This window comes from Micromonospora sp. CNZ303, assembly GCF_004345505.1.
The window spans coordinates 51,301-75,376 of sequence record NZ_SLVT01000004.1 but is presented as its reverse complement, the minus strand read 5'-3'; the positions used below and the strand labels follow the sequence as shown (position 1 = coordinate 75,376).

23 protein-coding genes are annotated in these 24,076 nt (G+C 73.1%); 9 read left to right on the top strand and 14 right to left on the bottom strand.

The features are described 5' to 3' along the window. Positions 1 to 4 precede the first annotated feature (4 nt). Positions 5 to 1,165, bottom strand: coding sequence for an HAF repeat-containing protein (locus EV374_RS08705; protein WP_165947728.1), 1,161 nt, complete (start codon positions 1,163 to 1,165; stop codon positions 5 to 7). 186 nt (positions 1,166 to 1,351) lie between these two features. On the opposite strand from EV374_RS08705, the gene EV374_RS08700 reads away from it, so the two are divergent. Both EV374_RS08700 and EV374_RS08695 read left to right on the top strand, forming a co-directional pair. Continuing rightward, entirely contained in the window at positions 1,352 to 2,530 is a 1,179-nt protein-coding gene (locus EV374_RS08700; RefSeq protein ID WP_132233386.1) for a DNA recombination protein RmuC, read from the top strand. A 162-nt stretch (positions 2,531 to 2,692) separates the two neighbouring features. Next, a complete protein-coding gene (locus EV374_RS08695; RefSeq protein WP_132233384.1) occupies positions 2,693 to 5,962 on the top strand; it encodes a S8 family serine peptidase in 3,270 nt (1,089 codons plus the stop codon). Between the two features lie 254 nt (positions 5,963 to 6,216). On the opposite strand, the gene EV374_RS08690 is transcribed toward EV374_RS08695, so the two are convergent. Together EV374_RS08690 and EV374_RS08685 are read right to left on the bottom strand one after the other, a co-directional pair. Next, the gene (locus tag EV374_RS08690; RefSeq protein WP_132233382.1) at positions 6,217 to 6,672 is read right to left on the bottom strand and encodes a hypothetical protein; all 456 of its coding nucleotides are present in this window, start codon (positions 6,670 to 6,672) and stop codon (positions 6,217 to 6,219) included. Between the two features lie 42 nt (positions 6,673 to 6,714). Further along, a complete protein-coding gene (locus tag EV374_RS08685) occupies positions 6,715 to 7,704 on the bottom strand; it encodes a 4-hydroxy-3-methylbut-2-enyl diphosphate reductase (RefSeq protein WP_132233380.1) in 990 nt (329 codons plus the stop codon). 186 nt (positions 7,705 to 7,890) lie between these two features. On the opposite strand from EV374_RS08685, the gene xseA reads away from it, so the two are divergent. Then, positions 7,891 to 9,057, top strand: coding sequence for an exodeoxyribonuclease VII large subunit (gene xseA / locus EV374_RS08680; RefSeq protein WP_311414055.1), 1,167 nt, complete (start codon positions 7,891 to 7,893; stop codon positions 9,055 to 9,057). A gap of 84 nt (positions 9,058 to 9,141) precedes the next feature. Beyond that, positions 9,142 to 9,354, top strand: coding sequence for an exodeoxyribonuclease VII small subunit (locus tag EV374_RS08675; RefSeq protein ID WP_132233964.1), 213 nt, complete (start codon positions 9,142 to 9,144; stop codon positions 9,352 to 9,354). A gap of 188 nt (positions 9,355 to 9,542) precedes the next feature. On the opposite strand, the gene EV374_RS08670 is transcribed toward EV374_RS08675, so the two are convergent. From EV374_RS08670 to EV374_RS08660, 3 genes are all read right to left on the bottom strand, one after another. Continuing rightward, a complete protein-coding gene (locus EV374_RS08670) occupies positions 9,543 to 10,397 on the bottom strand; it encodes a hypothetical protein (RefSeq protein WP_132233378.1) in 855 nt (284 codons plus the stop codon). Positions 10,398 to 10,640: 243 nt separating this feature from the next. Next, the gene (locus EV374_RS08665; RefSeq protein ID WP_132233376.1) at positions 10,641 to 11,450 is read right to left on the bottom strand and encodes a hypothetical protein; all 810 of its coding nucleotides are present in this window, start codon (positions 11,448 to 11,450) and stop codon (positions 10,641 to 10,643) included. A gap of 117 nt (positions 11,451 to 11,567) precedes the next feature. Continuing rightward, on the bottom strand, positions 11,568 to 12,281 hold the full coding sequence (locus EV374_RS08660; RefSeq protein WP_132233374.1) for a DUF4245 domain-containing protein: 714 nt from the start codon (positions 12,279 to 12,281) through the stop codon (positions 11,568 to 11,570). 152 nt (positions 12,282 to 12,433) lie between these two features. Here EV374_RS08660 and glpX point away from each other — a divergent pair, with 152 nt between their 5' ends. Further along, complete coding sequence (gene glpX, locus EV374_RS08655) at positions 12,434 to 13,465, top strand: class II fructose-bisphosphatase (RefSeq protein WP_132233372.1); 1,032 nt, start codon at positions 12,434 to 12,436, stop codon at positions 13,463 to 13,465. Next, on the top strand, positions 13,462 to 14,439 hold the full coding sequence (locus tag EV374_RS08650; RefSeq protein WP_486485645.1) for a DMT family transporter: 978 nt from the start codon (positions 13,462 to 13,464) through the stop codon (positions 14,437 to 14,439). Before glpX ends, EV374_RS08650 begins: the two co-directional genes overlap by 4 nt. A 126-nt stretch (positions 14,440 to 14,565) precedes the next feature. Here EV374_RS08650 and EV374_RS08645 read toward each other — a convergent pair whose 3' ends face one another. The 6 genes from EV374_RS08645 to EV374_RS08620 form a co-directional block, all read right to left on the bottom strand. Then, a complete protein-coding gene (locus EV374_RS08645; RefSeq protein ID WP_132233370.1) occupies positions 14,566 to 15,534 on the bottom strand; it encodes an NAD(P)/FAD-dependent oxidoreductase in 969 nt (322 codons plus the stop codon). Positions 15,535 to 15,651: 117 nt separating this feature from the next. Next, positions 15,652 to 16,305, bottom strand: coding sequence for a rhomboid family intramembrane serine protease (locus EV374_RS08640; RefSeq protein WP_132233368.1), 654 nt, complete (start codon positions 16,303 to 16,305; stop codon positions 15,652 to 15,654). Positions 16,306 to 16,417: 112 nt separating this feature from the next. Beyond that, positions 16,418 to 17,116 carry an aggregation-promoting factor C-terminal-like domain-containing protein gene (locus EV374_RS08635; RefSeq protein WP_132233366.1) on the bottom strand — a complete coding sequence of 233 codons (699 nt, stop codon included), beginning with the start codon at positions 17,114 to 17,116 and terminating at the stop codon, positions 16,418 to 16,420. A 277-nt stretch (positions 17,117 to 17,393) separates the two neighbouring features. After that, complete coding sequence (gene phoH2 / locus EV374_RS08630; protein ID WP_132233364.1) at positions 17,394 to 18,809, bottom strand: RNA 5'-3' helicase PhoH2; 1,416 nt, start codon at positions 18,807 to 18,809, stop codon at positions 17,394 to 17,396. A gap of 381 nt (positions 18,810 to 19,190) precedes the next feature. Then, entirely contained in the window at positions 19,191 to 19,526 is a 336-nt protein-coding gene (locus EV374_RS08625) for a hypothetical protein (RefSeq protein ID WP_132233362.1), read from the bottom strand. 31 nt (positions 19,527 to 19,557) lie between these two features. Next, a complete protein-coding gene (locus EV374_RS08620) occupies positions 19,558 to 19,902 on the bottom strand; it encodes a hypothetical protein (protein WP_089003683.1) in 345 nt (114 codons plus the stop codon). A 264-nt stretch (positions 19,903 to 20,166) separates the two neighbouring features. Here EV374_RS08620 and EV374_RS08615 point away from each other — a divergent pair, with 264 nt between their 5' ends. The 3 genes from EV374_RS08615 (at position 20,167) to otsB (ending at position 22,051) form a co-directional block, all read left to right on the top strand. After that, entirely contained in the window at positions 20,167 to 20,607 is a 441-nt protein-coding gene (locus EV374_RS08615) for an XRE family transcriptional regulator (RefSeq protein ID WP_132233360.1), read from the top strand. A 162-nt stretch (positions 20,608 to 20,769) separates the two neighbouring features. Then, the gene (locus tag EV374_RS08610) at positions 20,770 to 21,123 is read left to right on the top strand and encodes a hypothetical protein (RefSeq protein WP_132233358.1); all 354 of its coding nucleotides are present in this window, start codon (positions 20,770 to 20,772) and stop codon (positions 21,121 to 21,123) included. A gap of 103 nt (positions 21,124 to 21,226) precedes the next feature. Further along, complete coding sequence (gene otsB / locus EV374_RS08605) at positions 21,227 to 22,051, top strand: trehalose-phosphatase (protein WP_132233356.1); 825 nt, start codon at positions 21,227 to 21,229, stop codon at positions 22,049 to 22,051. A gap of 23 nt (positions 22,052 to 22,074) precedes the next feature. Here otsB and EV374_RS08600 read toward each other — a convergent pair whose 3' ends face one another. Together EV374_RS08600 and EV374_RS08595 are read right to left on the bottom strand one after the other, a co-directional pair. Next, entirely contained in the window at positions 22,075 to 22,845 is a 771-nt protein-coding gene (locus EV374_RS08600) for an isoprenyl transferase (protein ID WP_132233354.1), read from the bottom strand. A 31-nt stretch (positions 22,846 to 22,876) separates the two neighbouring features. Beyond that, positions 22,877 to 24,034, bottom strand: a complete 1,158-nt coding sequence (locus EV374_RS08595) for a geranylgeranyl reductase family protein (RefSeq protein WP_132233352.1) — start codon at positions 24,032 to 24,034, stop codon at positions 22,877 to 22,879. Between the last annotated feature and the right edge of the window lie 42 nt (positions 24,035 to 24,076).

The following is a 24,076-nucleotide window of genomic DNA, read 5'->3' as shown; positions in this document are numbered from 1 at the left end:
CGGGCTAGTGTCGCCGGTCGAGATTCCACACGACGGCGTGCACGTCGCCGCCGGTGGCGGCCAGCTGGCCGGCGACGAGCCCCCGGTCGTTGACGAAGCCCACCCGGCCTCCTGAGCGGCCGAGATCCAGCGGGCCGAGGTCGACGCTGCGGCCCCGCACCCAGGCCACGCCGTGCTTCGCGCCGCTGGCGACGGTCGCCTCACCGACCACGGTGCCGGCGTCGTTGATCGCCATGGCCTGGCTGTAGGAGCCGCCGAGGGTGCCCAGGTCGGTGACGACGCCGTGGTGCCACCGCACGGCGCGCATGTCCGTCGGGGTCTGCGCGCTGCCGGCGACCTGCCCGCGCCCGTTGACGCCCACCGGGTAGCTGTCGGTGCCGCCGAGGGTGCCGAGGTCCGTGAAGACGCCGTCGTACCACAGGAAGGCGTGCCATCCGGACCCGTCGACCCGCATGGTGCCGACCACCTGGCCCCGGTCGTTGATGCCGGTGGCCATGCTGGTCGCGCTGGCCGGCGGCGTCAGCCGGACCAGCCTGCCGTCGCGCCACAGCGCCGCCTCGGTGCTGGCCCCGTCCGCGCTGTTGGTGAAGCCGACGATGTCGCCGCGGTCGTTGATGGCCGCCGCGAGGGTGTCGCCACCGCGACCGGGCAGGTCCGTGCTGATCCCGTTGCGCCAGCGGAACGCCCGGCCGTACTGGCCGCTGTCGTCGGTGTGTCTCGTGCCGATCACCTCGCCGCGCTCGTTGACGCCGACGGCCGAGGACGGCCCGTGGACGGCGGAGAGGTCGGTCATGACGCCGTCGCGCCACCGGAACGGCCTGGTCCGCCCGTCGGCCAAGGCGGTGGTGCCGACCACCACGCCCCGCTCGTTGACGGCGGCGCCGTGGCTGTCCGTGCCCAGGGTGCCGAGGTCGGTCAGGGTCCCGTCCCGCCACACGAACGCGTGGACGCGGCCGTCGGCGGTCTGGCTGTCGCCGAGGACCAGCCCGGAGTCGGTGAGCCCGACGGGGACGCTCCAGTCGCCGCCCAGCGTCCCGAGGTCCCGCCAGCCGACTGCGCCGCCGGGCGGTGCGGCGACCACCGCGACGGGCGCGGCGAGGCCGGCGAGGAGGACTCCCACCGCCGTCGCGACGACTGTCCGTACGGGACGCAACCGACCAGCCATGCCGTCTCCCTCCGAGGCCCTGTCGTCACTCTGAGCCATGTCACCGCTTCCTGTCTGCCCCGGAACGGCCCCACCCCGCCACGCCGCTCGGCACGATCGGCCACAACGTCCATCCGCGACAAAGGCGGCGGGTGCGGCGAGAGCGGCACGGCGGCGCGCGGCGCGCCGGTCTGGCAAGCTCCGGGGGTGGACTTCTCGACGCTGGCCGTGGTGATCGTCTGCCTTTCCGCCGGGGGCGCGGCGGGCTGGTACGCCGCCCGGACCCGCTCGGCGACCGAGATCGCCCGGCTGGACGCCACGCTGCGCGCCACCCGGGAGGGCGAGGGACGGCTGGAACAGTCCATGCGGGCGCTGAGCTACGAGGCCACCGCGCAGTCCCAGGAGGCGGTGGCCCGCGCCGTCGCCCCGCTGCACGACACGCTGCGCCGCTACGAGCAGCGCGTCGCCGAGCTGGAGCACGACCGCGTCGACGCGTACGCCGAGCTGCGCGAGCAGGTCCGTGCGATGAGCACGGTCTCGGGCGAGCTGCGTACCGAGACGAAGCAACTGGTGGCGGCGCTGCGGGCACCCCAGGTGCGGGGCCGCTGGGGCGAGCACCAGTTGCGCCGGATCGTCGAGGCGGCCGGCATGCTGGAGCACTGCGACTTCTCCGAGCAGGTCACCGCCGCCACCGACCACCAGGGGGTCCGTCCCGACCTGGTGGTCCGGCTGCACGGTGGCCGGTCGGTGGTGGTGGACGCCAAGGCGCCGTTCGACGCCTACCTGACGGCGATGGAGGCCCGCGACGAGCGGGGCCGCGACACCCACCTCGACGCGCACGCGAAGCACCTGCGCGCGCACGTCGACGCGCTGGCTGCCAAGACCTACTGGGCCGCGTTCGACAGCACCCCGGAGTTCGTGGTGCTGTTCGTGCCGGCCGACCCGTTCCTCGACGTCGCGTTGCAACGCGACCCGACGCTGCTGGAGCACGCGTTCGCCCGCAACGTGGTGCTGGCGACCCCGGCCACCCTGGTCGCGCTGCTGCGTACGGTCGCCTACTCGTGGCGGCAGGAGGCGCTGGCGCGCAACGCGGTCGCGGTGCACTCGCTGGCCCGGGAGCTCTACGGGCGACTGTCGACCCTGGGTGAGCACGTCGGCAAGCTCGGCTCGTCGCTCGGCGGCGCGGTGACCGCGTACAACCGTGCCGTGGGGTCGTTGGAGGCGCGCGTGCTGGTCAGCGCCCGCAAGCTGGCGGAGCTGGGGGTCTCCGACCAGGAGCTGGCCGCGCCGGCGCAGGTCGAGCTGGCACCCCGTCAGCCGCAGGCCCCGGAGCTTCTCGGAAATGCCGAGGCCGGGGCGCCGACCGGTCGGTCGGCACTGGACTGACGGCCGATACCTATCATCGCCGATGTGACAATGGACGCCCGTCCATGTCACGAAGTGGTCACAACGGACTCCACGGTAGTGACAGTGACCAGCGGCAGCGCGAAGGATTCGCCTCACGCGTGCCCTGCATCTGAGGGCCCTGTTCTCTGGAGGAAAGAGAACGTGAGCAAACCCCGAAACCTGAGCCGGCGGACCTCCGCCGCGCTCTTCGCGTCGGTCGTGGCGGCCAGCGCGGTGACGGTGGCCGGTGGTGCCGCCACCGCGAGCGCCTCGCCGACCGCCGCACCCGACGCGTCCCAGGCCACCCCTGTGGAGGCGCTGGGCTCGCACGACGCCAAGCTGCTCGCCGAGGCGGAGGCGAAGAAGGCCCCGACCGTCACCCTGATCGTGGCCACCAAGAAGGGCGAGGCGAAGGACGTCGCCGCCGACCTCAAGAACCTGGGCGCGGCCGTCACCGAGCGGTACGACAGCATCGGCTACGTCCTGGCCAAGGTCCCCACCTCCAAGGTGGTCAAGGCGGCCACGCTGCCCGGCGTCTCCGCCGTCGACCTCGACGAGACCATCCAGCTGCCCGACCCGACGCCCGAGGTCGCCCCCTCCGGCAAGAAGGCGGCGAAGCAGGCCACGACGCTGACCGGCCCCGGGGCCGACACCCCGGCCGCCAACCCCTACATGCCGACCAACGAGATCGGCGCGGTCGACTTCGTCGCCAAGAACCCCCAGTGGGACGGCCGCGGCGTCACGATCGGCATCATGGACTCCGGTGTGGACCTCGGTCACCCGGCGCTGCAGAAGACCACCACGGGCGAGCGGAAGATCGTCGACTGGGTGACCGCGACGGACCCGTTCGAGGACGCCACCTGGCGCCCGATGCTCACCGAGGTCACCGGTCCGACGTTCACCTCCGGTGGCGCGACCTGGAAGGCCCCGGCGGGCACCTACCGGTTCAACCGGTTCAGCGAGTCGATCACGGCCGCCAGCGACCCGGCGGGTGACGTCAACCGCGACGGGGACCGGACCGACACGTTCGGCATCCTCTACGACCCGGCCACCCACAACATCTGGGTGGACGTCAACCAGAACAACGACTTCACCGACGACGCCCTGATGCGGCCGTACAAGGAGAAGTTCGACGTCGGGCACTTCGGCACCGACAACCCGGCCACCCCGGTGGTCGAGCGGATCCCGTTCGTGGTCGAGTACCGCGAGGACGTGGACACCGCCCCCATCGGCGGTCCCGGCCTGGTGGACTACGTCAACATCGGCATCGTCGAGAGCACCCACGGCACCCACGTCGCCGGCATCACCGCCGCCAACGACATGCTCGGCAACGGCGCCTTCGACGGTGCCGCGCCCGGTGCCAAGCTGGTCTCCGCCCGGGCCTGCTCGTGGGGTGGCGGCTGCACCTACGCCGCCCTCACCACCGGCATGGCCGACCTGGTGATTAACCGCAAGGTCGACGTGGTCAACATGTCGATCGGCGGTCTGCCGGCGCTGAACGACGGCAACAACGCCCGCGCCGAGCTGTACAACAACCTGATCACCACCTACGGCGTGCAGATGTTCATCTCGGCCGGCAACTCCGGCCCGGGCCTGAACACCATCGGCGACCCGTCGGTGGCCGCCAACGTGGTCAGCGTCGCGGCGAGCATCAGCAAGGACACCTGGCTGGCCAACTACGGCTCCGCGGTGAAGACGAAGAACGCGCTGTTCAACTTCTCCTCCCGGGGCCCGCGTGAGGACGGCGGCATCAAGCCGAACATCGCCGCCCCCGGCTCGGCCATCTCCACCGCCCCGACCTGGCAGGCCGGCAACGCGGTCCCCGAGGCCGGCTACCCGCTGCCCCCGGGCTACGCGATGCTGAACGGCACCTCGATGGCCTCCCCGCAGGCCGCCGGCGCCGCCGCGCTGCTGCTGTCGGCCGCCAAGGCGACCGACAAGGGCGTCACCCCGGCCGCGCTGCGCCGGGCGATCTACAGCTCGGCCAAGCCGATCAAGGACGTCCCGACGTACGGCCAGGGCTACGGCATGTTCAACGTGCCGGGCGCGTGGAAGCTGCTGCGCAAGGGCGTGGAGACGCGCTCCTACACCTCCGAGGCCCCGGTCTGCACCGTCCTGTCCGGTCAGCTGGGCACCCCGAACCTGGGCACCGGCCTCTACAACCGCTGCGCCTCCACCGAGGGTGGGCAGCGGATCGGCCAGTCGAAGAGCTACCAGGTCAAGCTCACCCGTACCAGCGGGCCGGCCGGCACCGTGAAGCACAACGTGGGTCTGCGCGGCAACGACGGCACCTTCACGGCGCCGAAGACCGTCTCGCTCCCGCTGAACAAGACCGTCACCGTCCCGGTCACCGCCAAGCCCGCCACCGCCGGCGCGCACGGCGCGATCATGACGATCGACGACCCGGCCACCTCGGTGATCGACTTCGAGGTCTCCACCGTCGTCGTCGCCTCGAACGACGTGAAGAAGCCGAACTTCTCCTTCTCGGCCGAGGGCTCGGTCGACCGGAACGGCTTCACCTCGTACTTCGTGACGGTTCCGCCGGGCACGGGCGCCCTCCAGGTGAACCTGTCGGGCATCGCCACCGGTTCGCAGACCCGGTTCATCGCGTTCAACCCGTACGGCGTCCCGGTGGAGAGCACCTCCAGCCTCGCCTGCTACACCAACTTCTCCGACGCCAACGCCTGCAAGCCGCAGGAGCGCGACTACCAGAACCCGATCGCCGGGGTCTGGGAGATCGAGGTGGAGTCCCGTCGGACCTCGCCGTCGCTGAACAACCCGTTCCAGCTCACGGCGCGGGTGCAGGGTGTCGCGGTCGAGCCGGCCGTGGTCGAGCTGCCGTCGGTCACCGCCGGTGCGGCGACCCCGGTGACCTGGTCGCTGACCAACACCTTCGGCCCGGTCGCGGTGACCGGTCAGGGCGGCCCGCTCTCCAGCGTCCACGCTGAGCGGCCCACCATCACCGAGGGCACGTCGCAGGAGTACACCGTGGAGGTGCCGGCGGGCGCGACCCGCTTCACCGCCCGGATCGGCAACCCGGCCAGCGCCGCGGCCGACCTCGACCTCTACGTCTTCCGTGGCGCCACGGAGGTCGGTCGGGCCGCCGACGGCGACTCCGAGGAGGCGGTGACCATCAACAACCCGCCGGCGGGCACCTACCGGGTGGTCGTCGAGGGCTACGCGGTGGACGGGGCCGGTGGCAGCACCGCCTACGACTACCGGGACTCGTTCTCCGCGGCGGCGCTGGGCAGCCTCTCGGCGCCCGCCACCCCGCTCAACCTGGCCCACGGCGCCACCGCCACCCTCACCGGTACGGTGACCGCCCAGTCCACCCCGGTCGCCGGTCGGGCGCTCTTCGGTGAGCTGTCCGTGGTGACCACCGAGGGCGCGGTCGTCGGCCGCGGTGCCGTCTCCATCGGCGCCGTGAACTGACCCGTCCCGCACCGGAACACCGGAGCCCGTCCCCACCGGGGGGCGGGCTCCGCCCGTTGCGGTGACCTCCGCCGCGACGCAGGAGGCTCGGCCCGCCCGTCGCGGCCACGCACGGACGCGCTCGCCCCTTCTGGCGCGACGCAGGCGGCCCGGGCCGCCCGACGCGGTCACGGACGGACGCGCTCGCCCCTGGTGGGCAGGCGCACCCACGTGTGGCGGACGGCCGTCCGGTCAGCCCTCGTGGGCGGTACCGGTCAGCCCCGGCGGGCGGTCTCGACCAGGAAGGGCGTGCCCTGCTGGCAGGTCGTGAGCAGGTCGCGCTGGACCCGCCCGGTGACCGTGACCTTCGTGCCCGGCTTCAGCAGGTCACGCGGGCCGCCGATCAGCAGGTAGTTGTCGAGCAGCAGGCAGTTGGGCTCCACCCCGGAGGTGACGGTCCCGGTCAGGGTGGTGCCGCCGGCCGGCGGCGTCTTCGTCGGCCCGCCGGTGGGCCTCGTGGGCGGGGGCAGGACCGGCCCCGTCGGGTCCACCGGGTCGCCGGGGGTCGGCGGGACCGCGGGGCTGCTCGGATCAGGGCTGGGCGGGCTGGTCACCGGCTGCGCTCCCGTCGGGGTCGGGGTGGGGGTGTCGCTGGTACCGTCCTGCCCGCCGCAGGCGCTCAGCGCCACGCAGACGGCCAACGCGGAGACGGCGAGCCGAAGAGTCCTCATACCCTGGTCTGACGCAGCGGGACCGCCCACCGTTCCCGCCGGTCAGCCACGGGCCGCGGCGGCGGCCTTCATGTCCCGCTTGAGCTCCTGCGGCAGCGAGAAGGTCAACCGCTCGTTGGCGGTCACCACCTCGTCGACGTCGGTGAAGCCACGCGCGGCGAGGTGGGCGAGCACCTCCTGGACGAGCTGGTCGGGAACGCTGGCGCCCGAGGTCAGGCCGACCGTGCGCGCCCCCTCCAGCCACGCGTCGTCGATCTCGTGCGCGAAGTCGACGAGGTGCCCGGCGCGCGCCCCGGCGTCCAGGGCGACCTCGACGAGGCGTACGGAGTTGGAGGAGTTGGCCGAGCCGACGACGATCATCACGTCGCACTCGGGCGCGATCTCCTTGACCACGTGCTGCCGGTTGGAGGTGGCGTAGCAGATGTCGTCGCTGGGCGGCGACTGGAGCATCGGCAGCCGCTTCTTGAGCCGGGCCACCGTCTCCAGCGTCTCGTCGACCGAGAGGGTGGTCTGGGAGAGCCAGACGACCTTGTTCGGGTCGCGGACGGTGATCCGGTCGGCGTCCTCCGGGCCGTCCACGAGCTGGATGTGCTCGGGGGCCTCGCCGGAGGTGCCGATGACCTCCTCGTGCCCCTCGTGGCCGATGAGCAGGATGTCGTAGTCCTCGGCGGCGAACCGCTTCGCCTCCTGGTGCACCTTGGTGACCAGCGGGCAGGTCGCGTCGATCGCCCGCAGCGAGCGGGTCCGGGCCTGCTCGTAGACCTCCGGGGCCACCCCGTGCGCCGAGAAGATGACGGTGGCGCCCTCCGGCACCTCCTCGTTCTCCTCCACGAAGATCGCGCCCTGGGCCTCCAGCGTCTGCACGACGTGCTTGTTGTGCACGATCTGCTTGCGTACGTAGATCGGGGCGCCGTAGAGCTTGAGTGCCTCCTCCACGGTCTGCACCGCGCGGTCCACGCCCGCGCAGTAGCCGCGGGGCTTGGCCAGGATCACGCGCTTGCCGGTCCGGGACGTCACTTCAGCCTGAGTCACCCGCCCATCGTACGTGCCGCCCCGGAGAGCGACACGGGCCGCGACCGCCGCCACGGCGCGAAGCCGGCCGTACGCCGCCCACCCCCGGCCGAGCCGCGCGGGACTGTCCGGGACGGGCCGTAGGGTGGGCGGGTGAGCACAGGCGAGGTGGAACGGAGCACGTCCGAGGAGCCGTGGCCGGTCCGGGTGGTCAGCCAGAAGGTCGGCGCCTGGATCGCCCGGCTGGGCTGGGTGTGGGTGGACGGGCAGGTGGCGCAGATCAGCCGCCGGCCGGGCGCCAGCACCGTCTTCCTCACGCTGCGGGACCCGTCGGCCGACCTGAGCCTGACGGTCACCACCAACCGGGACGTCCTGGACGTCGGCGCCCCTGAGCTGCGCGAGGGCGCCCGGGTGGTGCTGCACGCCAAGCCGGAGTTCTACGCGGCCCGGGGCACGCTGAGCCTGCGCGCCGACGAGATCCGGCAGGTCGGCCTCGGCGAGCTGCTGGCCCGGCTGGAGAAGCTGAAGAAGCTGCTCGCGGCCGAAGGGCTGTTCGACCGGGCGCGCAAGCGCCGGCCGCCGTTCCTGCCCAACCGGGTGGGATTGATCACGGGTCGCGCCTCGGCCGCCGAGCGGGACGTGCTGACCAACGCCCGCCGGCGCTGGCCGGCGGTGGAGTTCCGCACGGTCAACGTGGCCGTGCAGGGGCCGAGCGCCGTTCCGCAGATCGTCGACGCGCTCAAGGTGCTGGACGCCGACCCGACCGTCGACGTGATCGTCATCGCCCGGGGCGGGGGCGGCATCGAGGACCTGCTGCCCTTCTCCGACGAGGCGCTCTGCCGGGCCGTCTTCGCCTGCCGCACGCCGGTGGTCAGCGCGATCGGCCACGAGACCGACGCGCCGCTGGTCGACTACGTCGCCGACGTACGCGCCTCCACGCCGACCGACGCCGCCAAGCGCGTGGTCCCGGACCTCACCGAGGAGGTGCGCGTCATCCGGCAGGCCCGGCACCGCCTCGAACGCGCGGTACGCAACCTGGTGGACCGCGAGTCGCACCGGCTCGACGGCCTGCGCTCCCGACCGGTGCTGGCCCGCCCGCAGGTGATGGTCGACCAGCGGCTCGCCGACCTGACCGGGCTGCGCCAGCGGGCCGGGCGCTGCCTGGACCACCGGCTCGCCGCCGCCGACGACGACCTGCGGCACACCCTGGCCCGGCTGCGCGCCCTCTCCCCCGCCGCCACCCTCGACCGGGGCTACGCGATCGTCCAGCGCGCCGACGGGCAGGTCCTGCGCGCCGCGTCCGAGGTCGGCAAGGGCGACCCGCTCCGGGTACGCCTCGCCGAGGGCGAGCTGGCGGCGACGGTCGACGGCTGAGCGCAAGCGGAAACACGATGGCGGGCCGGCCGCGACGGTCGACGCTGAACGGCGACGGGATCACGATGTGGTGGGATGGCAGCGATGACTGACGAGAAGAAGGCCGAACAGCTCAGCTACGAGCAGGCCCGCGCCGAGCTGGCGTCGGTGGTCGAGCGGCTGGAGACCGGCGGCACCACGCTGGAGGAGTCACTGGCGCTCTGGGAGCGCGGCGAGAAGCTCGCCGAGACCTGCCAGCGCTGGCTGGACGGCGCCCGCGCCCGCATAGACGCCGCCCGCCAGGACCCCACCTCCTGACCTCCCCCGCCCGGGCTCCCGCTCGCTTCGCCCGGGCTCCCGCTCGGGCCCGGCTCGCCCCCGCCCCGACTCGCCCGGCGATCATGCAGTTGTGGTGGGCGATACAGGGCGTTTCGCACCTTGTGTCACCCACCACAACTGCATGATCGGCGCGGACGGGAGGGCGGGGGAGCGCACGGGGGGGTGGGTTAGTTGAAGAGGTTGTAGAGCTCGGCGGGGGCCTCGACGACCTGGTCCGCCGGGGGCTTCTGGGCGGCGGTGGCGCTGCCGTAGTCCGAGTACGTGATCTTGATGTCCTGCGCCTTGGTCTGGCCGGCGGCCGGGATCTGGATGACCATCTCGCTGAGCCGGCCCTGCGGGTCGAGCTTCGCGGTGAACGGCACCGACTTCGCCTGCGCCCCGAGGGCCGTGATCACCGTCGGGTCCACCGAGCCCGCCTCCGCCGCCTTCGACACGTCGATCGTGCCGGCGTACGCGCCGTCGCCGGTCTGGCGTACCTCCGTGATGCCCTGCGTCAGCACCTCGCTGCCGGCGGGGTCGACCTTGTCGAAGTCGAAGCCGAGGTTGCGGTTGCCCTTGATCCGGGTCTGGTCCAGGTGCTGGTACTTGCCGAGGTTGAGCTTCTGCACCCCCGGCACGCTGTTGGCGGTCGTGCCGCCGAGTTCGACCTTCACCCAGCTGTCCGGCTTGTAGTGGACGAGGTCGAGCTTCATGAACAGGTCGTCGGTCGGCTTGCCGATCGTCACCCGCATCTCGGCGCTCTGGGTGGGCTCGTGCACCCGGCCCTCGGCCGTCGAGCCGACGCCGGACATGGTGAACCGGAAGTTGCCGTTGCTGATCTCACGGGTGGAGGCCAGCAGCGCCTGCTTGGCGTCACCGGCCGCCGGGGCCGCGCTGCCGGAGGGCGCGGGCGTGCCGGACGCCGAGACGGTCGGGGAGGCGGACGAGCCCGCCGTCGGGGTCCCGGAGGAGTTGCAGGCGGCCAGGCCGGGAGTGAACAGGGCGGCGGCCACCAGGCCGGCGCTCAGGCGTCGAACAGTCATACGTGTCTCCCACATGGGTCACCCGACGCACCTGGCGGCGGCCGGAAACCGGGCGACGCACCACGTCGGCTGCGCCGCGCGAACCCCCTGAGGCCGGCTGCCGGGGCGACCGGTCCGGGTCCGCCCCACTCCTGTTCCCTGTCGCCGCGTCGCACAATCACCGGGATGTCCGGTTGCCCCGGACGGGTGACCCCGGAACCGGGAACGGGGCGGCCGGAGCCGCCCCGTTCCCGTCGTACGCTGTTACTTCTTGAACATCTCGTACGTCTCGGGGGACGCCTCGACCACCTTGTCGGCCGGCGGCTTCTGCGCGGCGGTGGCGCTGCCGTAGTCCGCGTACGTGACCTTGATGTCGTGCGCCTTGGTCTCACCGGCGCCCGGGACGGAGATGACCAGCTCGCTGAGCCGGCCCTCCGCGTCCAGCTTGGCGGTGAAGGGCAGCGCCTTGGCCTGCGCACCGAGGGCCTTGACCAGGTCGGCGTCCAGGGTGGCGGCGTCGCCCGCGGCGGACACGTCGAGCTTGCCGGTGTAGCTGCCCTCGGCGGTCTTCTGCACCTCGGTGATGCCCTTGGTCAGCTTCGCGCTGCCGGCCGGGTCGACTTCCTCCATGTAGCGGCTGAGCTCGCCGGCGCCCTTGACCTTGGACTGGTCGAGGTGCTGGTACTTGCCCTTCCACTTCTCCGCGCCCGGGATCATGGCGCCCAACTCGCCGAGGTCGAGCATCACCCAGCTGTCCGGCTCGATGTAGATCAGCTCCATGCCCATCGACATGCCGCCGGACTCGTCGTCGAACTTCATGCTGAACTGGGCGCTGTTGCTGGGCTTGTGCACCAGGCCCTTGCCGCTCAGCCCGGCACCGGACAGCGTGAAGGTGAAGTTGCCCTTCTCGATCTCCTTGGTGGAGGCGAGCAGCGCCTCCTTGGGGTCGGCGGGCACGGCCGACGCTGCCGAGCCCGCAGCGGTCGGCGCGGGCTCGTCCGCCTTGCAGGCGGTCAGGCCGGGAACGAGCAGGGTGGCGGCGAGCACGCCGACGCTCCACCGTCGAATGTTCACAGTCAGTTGTCTCTCTTCGTGGGACGGTAGGCACCTGGCGGACTTGAGCCGCCGGGCAGTGAGCCGGGGCAGCGTAGCCGATCCGACCGACACCCGGGGGGCAGCCGTGGGAGCGGGCTACCGGATCGCCGAGGCCAGGTGCCGCAGTTCGTTGTCCCGGGCGTCGCCGACCACGATCACGGTCCGGTTCGGTTCGAGCAGGACCAGGGCCTGTTCGTTGCCGCGGGCGGTGTACCGCTGCCAGGAACGCCCGCCCAGGTCCGTCTGGCCCTGCGGTTGCCCCTCGGCGGTCAGCTCGGCGGGCAGCAGCCGCTCCGGAGGCACGCTGCTCTGCACCAGCTGGGCGGCCCGCCCCTCCGGGGTGAGATAGCCGAGGCGCAGGCTCGACCCGCCTTCGACGGTCTGGAAGTTCGCGCTGACCGTGCGCCAGCCGTCGTCCAGCCCCGCCGGCTCGCTGACCGGGAAGGCGTTGGCGGCCCGCGCCGATTCGAGGGCGGGTGCCGGGTCGACGGTCGTCGGCTGGTCGCCGCCGAGGAACCCCCGGTAGAAGGCGAGCAGCAGGGCGATCGGGATCAGCAGCACGAGCAGCGAGATCGCCATGTCCTTCGGCGAGCGCTCCGACTTACGGGTGTCGACCGCGGGCGGCGGCGCGGGCCGCTCGCCCGTCTCCGCCCCGCCGTCGGGCGGGGCCGCCCCGGGGGCGCCGGCGGGTTCGACCAGCGCCGGCTCCCCTTCCGGTACGGCGGCGGCCCGGGTCGGTGCGACCGGCGGCTGGCCGTCCGGCGGCGTCGAGTCGGCGGGTACGCGATCGGCAGGCTGTGCGGCTTCCACCCCACCATCTTCGCAGCCTCCCGACCGGCCGTATCCGGGCCATCATCGCCCCGACCCCGCGCCGGGTGAGCGATCGTGTGAGGATCAGCGACAAACCCGGCAGCGGCGACGCCGCACCCTGCCGCCCCGCAACGTCGCGAGGAGGAGCCGTCATGACGAACACCAGGACGCGGATCCCACAGGATCTCGACCGCAACCTCGCCCTCGACCTGGTCCGGGTCACCGAGGCCGCGGCGATGGCCGCCGGTCGCTGGGTCGGTCGGGGCGACAAGGAGGGCGGCGACGGAGCCGCCGTCGACGCGATGCGCAAGCTGATCAACTCGATCCCCATGCGGGGCGTCGTGGTGATCGGTGAAGGTGAGAAGGACAACGCCCCGATGCTCTTCAACGGCGAGCACGTCGGCGACGGCACCGGCCCGGAGGTGGACGTCGCCGTCGACCCGGTCGACGGCACCACGCTGATGAGCAAGGGCATGCCGAACGCGGTGGCGGTGCTCGCCGTCTCCGAGCGGGGCGCGATGTTCGACCCGAGCGCGGTCTTCTACATGGAGAAGCTCGCCGTCGGCCCGGCGTACGCCGACGTGGTGGACATCAACGCCGGGGTGGCCGAGAACCTGCGCCGGATCGCCAAGGTCAAGGGCACCGACGTCTCCGAGGTCACGGTCTGCGTGCTGGACCGCAGCCGCCACGACGACCTGGTCACGCAGATCCGCCGGGTCGGGGCGGGCATCCGGTTCATCTCCGACGGGGACATCGCCGGTTCCATCGCGGCGGCCCGGGGCGAGTCCGACGTCGACGTGCTGATGGGCATCGGCGGCACCCCGGAGGGCATCATCTCCGCCTGCGCGTTGAAGTGCATGGGCGGGGCGATGCAGGCCAAGCTCTGGCCGCGCGACGCCGAGGAGCGGGAGAAGGCGCTCGCCGCCGGGCACGACCTGGACCGGGTGCTCACGACCGACGACCTCGTCACCGGGGACAACTGCTTCTTCGTGGCCACCGGCGTCACCTCGGGCGACCTGCTGCGGGGCGTCCGCTACCGGGCCGGTGGCGCGTACACGCAGTCGATCGTCATGCGCTCGAAGAGCGGCACGATCCGGGTGATCGACTCGTACCACCGGTTGGAGAAACTCGCGCTCTACTCGGCCGTCGACTTCGACGGCCGACCGCTGGCCGAGCAGGAGTGAGCGTCGCCGGGACGCTGGCCACTCCAGCCACGTCGGCGGCCCGCCGGATCACCGGCGTGGGCCTCGCGACCGCCTCCGGGCTGGCCGTGGCCGTGCAGTCCCGGATCAACGGCGAGTTGGGCGTACGCCTGGCCGACGGGATCGCCGCCGCGGTCGTCTCGTTCGGGGTGGGCCTGCTGGTGCTGCTGGTGCTGGTCCCCGCCACCCCGGGTGGGCGGCGGGGGCTGGTCGTCCTGCGCGGCGCGCTCACCGACGGCACGTTGCGGCCGTGGCACTGCCTCGGCGGGGCGTGCGGCGCGCTCCTGGTCGCCGCTCAGGGGCTGACCATCGGCACCCTCGGCGTGGCGGTCTTCACCGTCGCGGTGGTCGCCGGCCAGTCCGGCAGCAGCCTGGCCGTCGACCGGGCCGGGGTCGGTCCGGGCGGTCGCCAGCCGGTCACCGGCCAGCGGCTGGCCGGCGCGGCGCTGACCGTGGTCGCGGTCCTGCTGGCCGTCGGCGACCGGCTCGGCGACCCGGGCACCCTCGTGCTGGCCCTGCTGCCGCTGCTCGCCGGGGTGGCCATCGCCTGGCAGCAGGCGGTCAACGGCCGGGTACGGATGGCCGCCGGCAGCGCGCTGACCGCCACGCTCGTCAACTTCTCCGTCGGCACGGTGGCCCTGCTGGTCGCCTTCGCCGTCGACGTCGCGCTCCGGGGCTGGCCGGCGGGCGGCGCGCCGGCCGAGCCGTGGCTCTACCTGGGCGGCCCGATCGGGATCGTGTTCATCGCGATCGCCGCGGCGATCGTCCGGTTCACCGGCGTGCTGCTGCTCGGCCTGTCCACCATCGCCGGGCAGATCGTCGGCGCCGTACTGCTGGACCTGCTGCTGCCCACGGCGGCCTCCCGCCCGGGGCCCGTCACCCTGCTCGGCGCGGCGCTGACCCTGGTCGCGGTCGGGGTCGCCGCCCTCGCCCCGCCGCCCCGCCCCGGCCGCTGACGCCGCCACCGGCGGGCGTGCCGGACCGGGCGTGCCGGTGCCCGGCGGCGTGCCGGACCGGAGCCCGGCCGGCGCCGACCGTGCCCCGCGCCCGCGCCCGCGCCATCGCGGCGCCGCAGCGGTGCGTCAGGTGCCGTCGGACGAGTGCCCGGGGAAGAGGTGCGCGCTCGGGTCGATGGCCACCGCCGCGTTGTTGACCGCCGTGGCCGCCTCGCCGAAGCCGGTCGCGATCAGCCGCACCTTGCCCGGGTACTCCGTGATGTCGCCCGCCGCGAAGACCCGGGGCAGGTTCGTCGCCATCGCGCTGTCGACGACGATGTGCCGGCGGTCCAGCCGCAGCCCCCACTCGGCCAGCGGGCCGAGGTCGGCGGTGAAGCCGAGGGCGGCCACCACCGTGTCCACGGGCAGCAGCTCCGCCGCGCCGCCGCGTACGGTGATCTCGGCGCCGGTGACCGCGCCGTCGCCGTGCAGCCTGGTCACCTCGGCGTTGACGATCACGCGCACCGGCAGCCCCAGCACCCGGGCGACGGTGGCCGCGTGCGCCCGGAACTTCTCCCGCCGGTGCACCACCGTCACCGAGCGGGCCAGCGGCTCGAGCGTCGACGCCCAGTCGAAGGCGGAGTCGCCGCCACCGACGATCAGCACGTCCCGGTCGGCCAGCTCCGCCGGCTGCGGTACGAAGTAGACGATCCCGGCGCCGGCGAAGTGCTCCGCCACCGGCAGCGGGCGGGGCGTGAAGCTGCCCAGCCCACCGGTGACGATCACCGCCCCGCACCGCAGCTGCCCGCCCCCGGCGAGGCCGAGCACCGGCTGCCCGTCGGCGTACGAGAGCTTCTCGGCGCGGGTGCCGAGCAGGTAGTACGGGTCGAACGGAGCCGCCTGGGCGACGAGGTTGGCCACCAGGTCCCGCCCCTTGACGGCCGGGAAGCCGGCGACGTCGTGGATCAGCTTCTCCGGGTACATGGCGGTGATCTGGCCGCCGGGCTCGGGCAGCGCGTCGACGACCGCGACGGAGAGCCCCCGGAATCCGGCGTAGTAGGCCGCGAACAGCCCGGCGGGGCCGGCCCCGATCACCGCGACATCGACCTCGCGCATGTGCGTACCGTCGCTTTCCGCTCACGGATCAACGCGTGCTGATCCCGACGGTAGGGCCGGCGGCGCGCCCGGGGCAAGCATGTCCCACCGGGCCGCGCGGCACCGCCGCGTCGGCGCTCAGGGCATGGTGAGCGTGGACTCCGAGCGGTGAGGGCCGCCCAGGTCTCCCCGGCGGCGCCGGAAGATGACCGCGGCGACCACCCCGCCGAGCAGCCCGAACAGGTGCCCCTGCCAGGAGATCCGCTCGTCGGTGGGGAGGATGCCGACCAGCTGCCAGCCGTAGAGCAGGCCGACGAGCAGGAAGACCGCGAAGTTCCACCAGCTCCGTTCGACGATGCCCCGGGTCAGCAGGATGCCCAGGTAGCCGAAGATGACCCCGCTCGCGCCGACCACCACGGAGGTCGACGAACCGGTGAACCACACCCCCAGCCCGCTGACCAGGATGATGACGAGCGTCGACCAGAGGAAGCGGCGGGCGCCGGCGGCGAGCACGAAGGTGCCGAGCAGGATCAGCGGGATGCTGTTGCTGTAGAGGTGGTCGAAGCCGTGGTGCAGGAACGGCGAGAAGAAGACCCCGTCGAGCCCGTCGATGCGCTTCGGGATGATCCCGGCCGTGGCGTCGAGGCCGACCGCGAGTCCCTGGTCGAGGGCCTCGATGAGGAAGAGGAACGGCACCACCGCGCACATGGCGACGAAGGCCCGGCCGAGCGCGGCGTAGAACGCCTCGGTGCCGAACCGGTGCGGGTCGCCGCTTCCCGGGTGCAGGGTCACCCGTCAAGAGCTATCAGGTGTCGGGCGCAGCCGCCACTTCTGCGGCGATCCGTACCCGGAACGACGAGGGCGGGGTGTGTGGACGCCCACACACCCCGCCGTCGGAGGTCGATCAGTACCAGCCCACGTCCTGCGAGTGGGCCCAGGCCTTGCAGGGCGAACCGTAGCGGCCCTCGATGTAGCCGAGGCCCCACTTGATCTGGGTCGCCGGGTTGGTCTGCCAGTCGTCGGCGACCGAGCCCATCTTGCTGCCCGGCAGCGACTGCGGGATGCCGTACGCCCCGGACGAGGGGTTGCGGGCCTTGTGGTTCCAGCCGCTCTCCTTGTCCCAGAGCTTGTTCAGGCACGGGAACTGGTCCATCCCGAAGCCCGCCTTCACCATGAGCGCGCAGCCGACCTCGCGGTTGCCGCTGAACTCGGCGCAGGAGGCCGGGATCGGCCCCGTGTACGGCTTGCTCTCGGCGGCCTTCTCGGCCGCGGCCTTGGCGGCGGCCTCGCGGGCCTTCTTCCGCGACGCGGCGGCGGCCTCGGCCTCGCGGGCGCGCTTGGCGGCCTCCTTGGCTGCCGCGGCGGCGCGCAGCTTCGCCTGGTACTCGGCGGTCCGCTGCTTCGCGGACTGCACCTGCTGGGCGGCCTGCCGCTCGCGCTGGTACTCGAACTCGGCCTGCTCGACAGCGGCGCCGACCTGCGCGGTCAGGCCCTGCTGCTGGGTCTGTCGGTCTTCACCCAGGTAGACACCGCCGGCAACGCCCACGGAGAGCAGTGCGACAGCGGCCGTACGGGCGCCGAACCGGCTCCACAGCCGACTCACGAAGTGGTCCCTTCGTCGGGTGCAAGGACACGGCGCGGGGCGTCGACCCGGGTGGGTCGCGTCCGCGCGTCGCGAGCGCCCCGACCCGGTGCCGGTCGCAGCCGACGTACCCCGGTGACTGTTGGCGTGTCCTGTGACGAACGATCACCAACGATCTTCTCGGTACGTGGGCGCTCGTGGGACACCATCGCGCACGGTGAGGCTGATGGGAAACGAAGAGCACCGATTGTGATCTGCGCCACAAAGAGAATGCGGACAAACTCCTACATAAAGACTGTCATTGCGGGATGTCCTCGAGAAGATCCGTCACCATCGCGGCGATCGGCGAACGCTCCGAACGGCTGAGGGTGACGTGGGCGAAGAGCGGATGGCCCTTGAGCGCCTCGATCACGGCGGTCACCCCGTCGTGCCGGCCGACGCGGAGATTGTCCCGCTGGGCGACGTCGTGGGTGAGCACCACCCGGGAGCCCTGGCCGATGCGGGAGAGCACCGTGAGCAGCACGCCGCGCTCCAGCGACTGCGCCTCGTCCACGATCACGAAGGCGTCGTGCAGGCTGCGGCCCCGGATGTGCGTCAGCGGCAGCACCTCCAGCAGGCCCCGCGAGGTGACCTCCTCCAGCACGTTCTCGTGCACCACCGCGCCGAGGGTGTCGAAGACCGCCTGCGCCCAGGGCGACATCTTCTCCGACTCCGAGCCGGGCAGATAGCCCAGCTCCTGGCCGCCGACGGCGTAGAGCGGGCGGAAGACCACCACCTTCTTGTGTCGGCGGCGCTCCATCACCGCCTCCAGCCCGGCGCAGAGGGCCAGCGCGGACTTGCCGGTGCCGGCCCGCCCGCCCAGCGAGACGATGCCCACCGACTCGTCCAGCAGCAGGTCGAGCGCGATCCGCTGCTCGGCCGAGCGGCCGTGCAGCCCGAACGCCTCCCGGTCGCCGCGGACCAGCCGTACGGTCTTGTCGGGCAGCACCCGGCCGAGCGCGGAGCCCCGGCCCGAATGCAGCACCAGGCCGGTGTGGCAGGGCAGCCCGGCGGCGGCGTCCAGGTCCAGCGCCTCGCCGGCGTAGAGCCGGCCGATCTGTTCCTCGGCGAGTTCCAGCTCGGCCATCCCGGTCCAGGTGGGGTCGCTGGCCTGGCCGTGCCGGTACTCGTCCGCCCGCAGGCCCACCGAGGCGGCCTTGACCCGCAGCGGCATGTCCTTGCTGACCAGGGTGACCTCCCGCCCCTCGGCGGCGAGGTTCAGCGCGACGGAGAGGATCCGGGTGTCGTTGGAGTCGGTGCGGAACCCGGGCGGCAGCACGCCGTCGTCGGAGTGGTTGAGCTCCACCCGCAGCGTGCCGCCGGAGTCGTTGGCGGGCACCGGGCGGTCCAGCCGCCCGTGCCGGACCCGCAGCTCGTCCAGCATGCGCAGGGACTGCCGGGCGAACCAGCCCAGCTCCGGATGGTGCCGCTTGCCCTCCAACTCGGAGATGACCACGAGGGGCAGGACCACCTCGTGCTCGGCGAACCGGTGGAAGGCCGCCGGGTCGGACAGGAGCACCGAGGTGTCCAGGACGAACGCCTGGCCCGCTGGTCGGGGCTCCTCGGTGTCCACCGGAGCGGCGGACGCGCCGCGGCGGCTCCGGGTGGCGCGGCGGGTCGTGGCAGTCGCGGCCGGGGTCTGGTCGGTCCCGGCGGGCGTACGGCGAGTCGTCACAGGCCTGCTCCGACGGATGGGCACCCGCCACCCGCGTTCCGCCTCCTCCGGTGCCCGGGGACACGGGGTCGGATGCGGAACCCCGTGCGCGAGGTCGCAGATCCGGGCGGACCGGCTGGCCCGGGAGAACCCCGTGCCATGCCTAGACGCTAGCCGCGTCGGACCCCGTCGGCTAGTGGTCGGCGGTGGATCTCCGGGGACCGGCGGGTGAACTCGGCCGGCGGCGGATCCGGCCGGGATGCATGCCCCCTGCGCGCATCCCGGCCGGCGGGAACCACCGTCACCGGTCTGACGTGGTCCCGACGGTGCGTGTCCGCCGCGGACGACGCACCGCGTCCTGGTTCCGGTCGACGGGGCCTCGGGCTCCCCGTCGACCGGGGTTCAACCGGTCCGCCGGACCAGGGTGCCGGTCGGGTGCCGCCCGGCGACCGGGGCGACCGGCGTCGAGAACGACGAGCCGGTGTACGTGGTGCCGGGCCGCACCACGGTGCCGGTGACCCGGTTGGCGGCGGGCGACGGGCCGGCCAGGGCGGACGCGATGGCGGCCTGGGCGTCGCGGCGACGCCGGTTCCAGGCCCCCCGGTCGCCGTCGAAGTAGCCCTGCCGGTAGCCGAACCGGTAGCCGATCCGGTAGCTGAGCTGGCCGTGCAACCTCCCGGCCGCGTAGCTCGTGGCGCCGAGGACGAGGACGAGGAAGACGGCGAGGAAGGGGCTCATCCGGCGGCTCCGGTGCGCCGCGGGTCCCGCTTCATCGCTCCTCCGGCTCGGTCGGCGTGGGCTCGGCGACCAGGAGCCGGTCCAGGTCGTCGGTGCTGACCTCCTCGACCAGCTCGACGCTGATCCGGCAGCCGTCCAGGACGACCTCGGCCACCGAGGAGCGGCGGATCTCCCCGCCGGCGTCGTAGACGCGGACGCTGACCTCGGGGCAGCCCAGGTGGGTACGCCAGGCGTCCCACTCGGTGCGGTCGCCGACGCTGAGTGACAGGTAACGGCAGCCCCGGGCGAGGTAGAGCCGCCATGGCGCGCTCAGGCCCGTGGCCACCCCCTCCGCGATCAGGCCGAAGGCCTGGGCACGGGTGGCTAGCTCGGTCACCACACCCCCCTCGCGCCGGGGGCGTGACGCATGTGAGCACTGATCGTCTCATGCACGTGACACACCGTAGATTGTCTCATGGGCGTGACAGTATCAGCTTTTCGTCCGTTTACGGCAGCCTCTACGGGCATCTATTCTGCCCAGGTGACACCCCTCAGAAGCGGTGCCGGATCGTTTACCGGCATCCCGAAGAAAACGTCACGTCCGCGTGACAACAGCGTGCCAGGACACGCGCCGGTGGCCGGATGGTCGTACCGTCACCGGGTGACCGAGACGGCCAACGCACGGAAGATCGCCTTCGCCACCTTCGTCCGGAGGGCGCTCGACGAGGCCCGGGCCACCCGGGCGTGGAGCGGCACCGAGGTGTCCCGTCGCACCGGCGTCTCCCGGCAGACCATCAACCGCTGGGTCCGGGGCGACTGGGCGAGCGACCCGGAGGCCGAGCGCGTGGTCGCGTTCTGCGAGGGCCTCGGCCTCAGCCCGGCGACCGCCTTCGCCGCGCTGGGCTGGGAACGCGCGACCGCCCCGCGCAGCGCCCCGGCCACGCCGCCGATGGACCCGGACGTGGAGGCGCTGCTGCGGCGGCTGGTGGACCCCGAGGTCTCCGACGCGGAGAAGTTCCACATCCGGGAAACCATCAGATATCTCGCGTACCGCCCCACCCTCCCGGTCCATGTCCGAAAACGAGGTAAACAGGCCGGCTAGTTCCTCAGATGGCGAAAGAACGGCAGGTCAGACTCATTCGTTTCGCTCCGGGGCCGGAACGGGCGCGCTAGCGTCCGTACTCGTACTGCTTGGGCTCGTCGTCGGCGGGGGGACGGGACAAGGCCGAACCCAGCCCTGCGGGACAGAAGGAGGGGTCTGTCCATGACCCTGAAGTGGATGGCAGTCGTGATCGCCACCGTGTCGCTGACACTGGGCGTGACCGGAAACGTGGTGACCCTGGCGGTCAACGGCGGGCAGCTTCCCCTGCTCGTCAACCTCGTCGCGCTCACCTCCGCCGGCACCGCGGTGATCCTGGCCGTGGTCGCCGAGCTGCACCACCGGCTCGACGACCGGGTCAGCGCCCTGACCGACTTCCTCGTCGGCCGGCTCCAGGAGATCGAGGAGCGCACCGGCGACCGCAACAGCGGCTTCGTCGAGGGTTACCTGCTCAACCACGGCCAGGAGGCCGCCGTCGTGCCGTTCGGCCGGCGGGGACGGGGAGCCGCCGAACGCTGACCGTCGGGCCCGTCGCACCCCGACCGCGCGCCCCCGGGGCGCCGGCCGGAGGCCACCTCTCGGCCGGGGATTGAGCCGCCCCGCCCGGGGTACGCTGTCGCGCGTGCCGCCGTTGAATCTGGGCAACCAGCAGCCGAGGAACCCGTTGGACGCCGACCAGGCCTGGCGGACGACCGCCGGGAGGGCGGCCGGGACCGTGCTCTTCTTCGACTTCGACGGCACCCTTGCGCCGGTCGACGACGATCCCACCGCCGTACGTCCCGCCCCGAAGGTGCTGGCGGCCATCGAGGCACTCGCCCCGGTCGTCCGGCGGATCGCGATCGTCTCCGCGCGCCCGGTCGACTTCCTCCGCGACCACCTCGGCGGGCTCACCGGCGTCGACCTGTACGGCCTCTACGGCCTGGAGCACAGCCACTCCGGCGGCGAGACCGTGACGGAGCCGGCGGCCCTGCCCTGGGTGCCCACCATGGCCGAGCTGGCCGACCTGGCCCGGGCCGAGCTGCCCGAGGGCGCGCTGGTGGAATACAAGCGGCTCTCCGTGGCGCTGCACTGGCGCACCGCGCCGCAGCTCAGCGCGGCCGTGGAGCGGTGGGGCCAGGCCCAGGCCGAGCGGCTCGGGCTCAAGGTCCAGGCCGGGCGGATGGTGCTGGAGCTCAAGCCCCCGGTCGACCGCGACAAGGGCATGGTGATCGACGAGATCGTCCGGGACGCCGAGGGTGCGTGGTACTTCGGCGACGACGTCTCCGACATCAAGGCGTTCGCCGCGCTTCGGGCCCGGGCCGCCGCCGATCCGGACTTCTTCGGCGTCTGCGTCGCCGTCGCCAACCCGGAGACGGGCCACGAGGTCGCGGAGGCCGCCGACCTGACCCTGGACTCCCCCGCCGCCCTCGGCGCGTTCCTGACTGACGCCACCCGACACCTCACCTGAGGCGCTGAGGCGCTCCGGGTCGGTCAGGCGCCGTAGCGGCGCTGGCGGTTGGCGTACGAGCGCAGGGCGCGCAGGAAGTCGATGTGGCGGAAGTCCGGCCAGTTGAGCTCGCAGAAGTAGAACTCCGAGTGCGCCGACTGCCACAGCATGAAGCCGGAGAGGCGCTGCTCGCCGCTGGTGCGGATGACCAGGTCGGGGTCGGGCTGGCCCCGGGTGTAGAGGTGCTCGGCGATGTGCTCGACATCCAGCACCTCGGCCAGTTCCTCGAGGGTGCCGCCGTTGGCGGCGTACTCCAGCAGCAGCGACCGCACCGCGTCGGTGATCTCCCGCCGGCCGCCGTAGCCGACGGCGATGTTGACCTCGGTCCCGCCGCTGCGGTCCCGGGTGCGTTCCTCGGCGGCCTTCAGCGCGGCGGCGGTCGAGGCCGGGAGCAGGTCGAGCGCGCCGACCATGCGCAGCCGCCAGGGATTGCCCTCCTCGGCCAGCTCGACCACCAGGTCCTCGATGATCTGGAGCAGCGGGTCGAGCTCCTTGGCCGGCCGGCGAAGGTTGTCGGTGGCCAGGAGGTAGAGCGTCACGTGCTCGATGCCGGCCTGGTTGCACCAGCCCAGCATGTGCTTGATCTTGACGGCGCCCATCCGGTGGCCGTCGTTCGGGTCGACGTAGCCCATCTCCCGGGCCCACCTGCGGTTGCCGTCGCACATCACGCCGACGTGCCGGGGCACCGGCTTGCCTGCGAGCTTCGCCGTGAGGCGACGCTCGTACACGGAATAGATCAGGTCCCGCAGAGTCATCACCTTGCAGCGTAGCGACCTGCGCGCCGAATCACCGCCTCGGAGTCCGCTCCCACGCCGGCAGACCGATGCCGATCATGCCCAGCGTGCGGGCGTCGAGCCGCCCGTCGCCCAGCCCCAGCTCCACCACCGTCCGGTAGACGCGGTCGTCCCGACCCGCCGCGCGGACGGCGGCGTCGACCACCCGCCGGCGCCGGGCCAGCCACGCCGCGAGCGAGCTGTGCCGCAGGTGGATGCCGAGGCGGCGGCGCAGCGTCGCCGCGTACCGCCGGGCGGCCTGCTCGGGCGAGCCGGCCGCCGCCGCGCCGGCGAGCGCGCCGGAGAGCAGCGCGTAGAAGATGCCCTCGCCGGTGAACGGGTTGATCAGGGAGAGCGCGTCGCCGGCGAGCAGCAGCCGGCCGCGCCCGGGGGCGGGACGGTGCGTCGACAGCGGCAGGTGGTGCGCCCGCAGGTCGGTGACCGCCGCCGGGTCGGTGCCGGGCAGCAGCGCGCCGAGCCGGTCGACCAGGTGCGCCCGGGTCAGCGGCTCGCCCCGCAGCACCTCCCCGTACCCGACGTTCGCCCGGCCGTCCCCGATCGGAAACGACCAGGCGTACGCCGGCCAGCGCGGCGCCGAGGTGACGATGAGCTGTTCGGGCGGGCCGGGCAGCGCCGGCGCGTACCCCCGGATGGCGAGCGCCAGGTGCCGGTCGGGATTCGGCCGGTGCCCGAGCGCCCGCCGGAGGACGGACCCGGCGCCGTCCGCGCCGACCACCGCCCGCCCCGCCAGCACGCCGTCGAGCACCACCCGGTCGGCCCGGACCTCGACGTGCCGCACCGCGTGCCGGCGCAGCCGCGCGCCGGCCGCGACCGCCGCCGCCACCAGCCGCGCGTCGAAGACCCTGCGGGGCACGGTGTACGCCGGCCGGGGCAGCGCCCGGGCCACGGCGCCGCCGCCCGGCCCGACCAGCCGCAGCGCCGGCAGTGGCGCGTACCCGGTCACCGCGTCGGGCACCCCCAGCTCGTCCAGCACGTCCAGCGCGTGCGCGGCGATGCCGTCCCCGCACGCCTTGTCGCGGGGAAAGTCGGACCGGTCCAGCAGCAGCACGCTCGCCCCCGCCCGCCGGGCCGCCAGCGCCGCGGCCGACCCCGCCGGACCGGCCCCGACCACCACCACGTCGAACTCGTCGCCCACGGACTCGTCGCCCACGCGTCGCCTCCCACCGCCGGTCCGGCTCCTGCGGCCATCCTG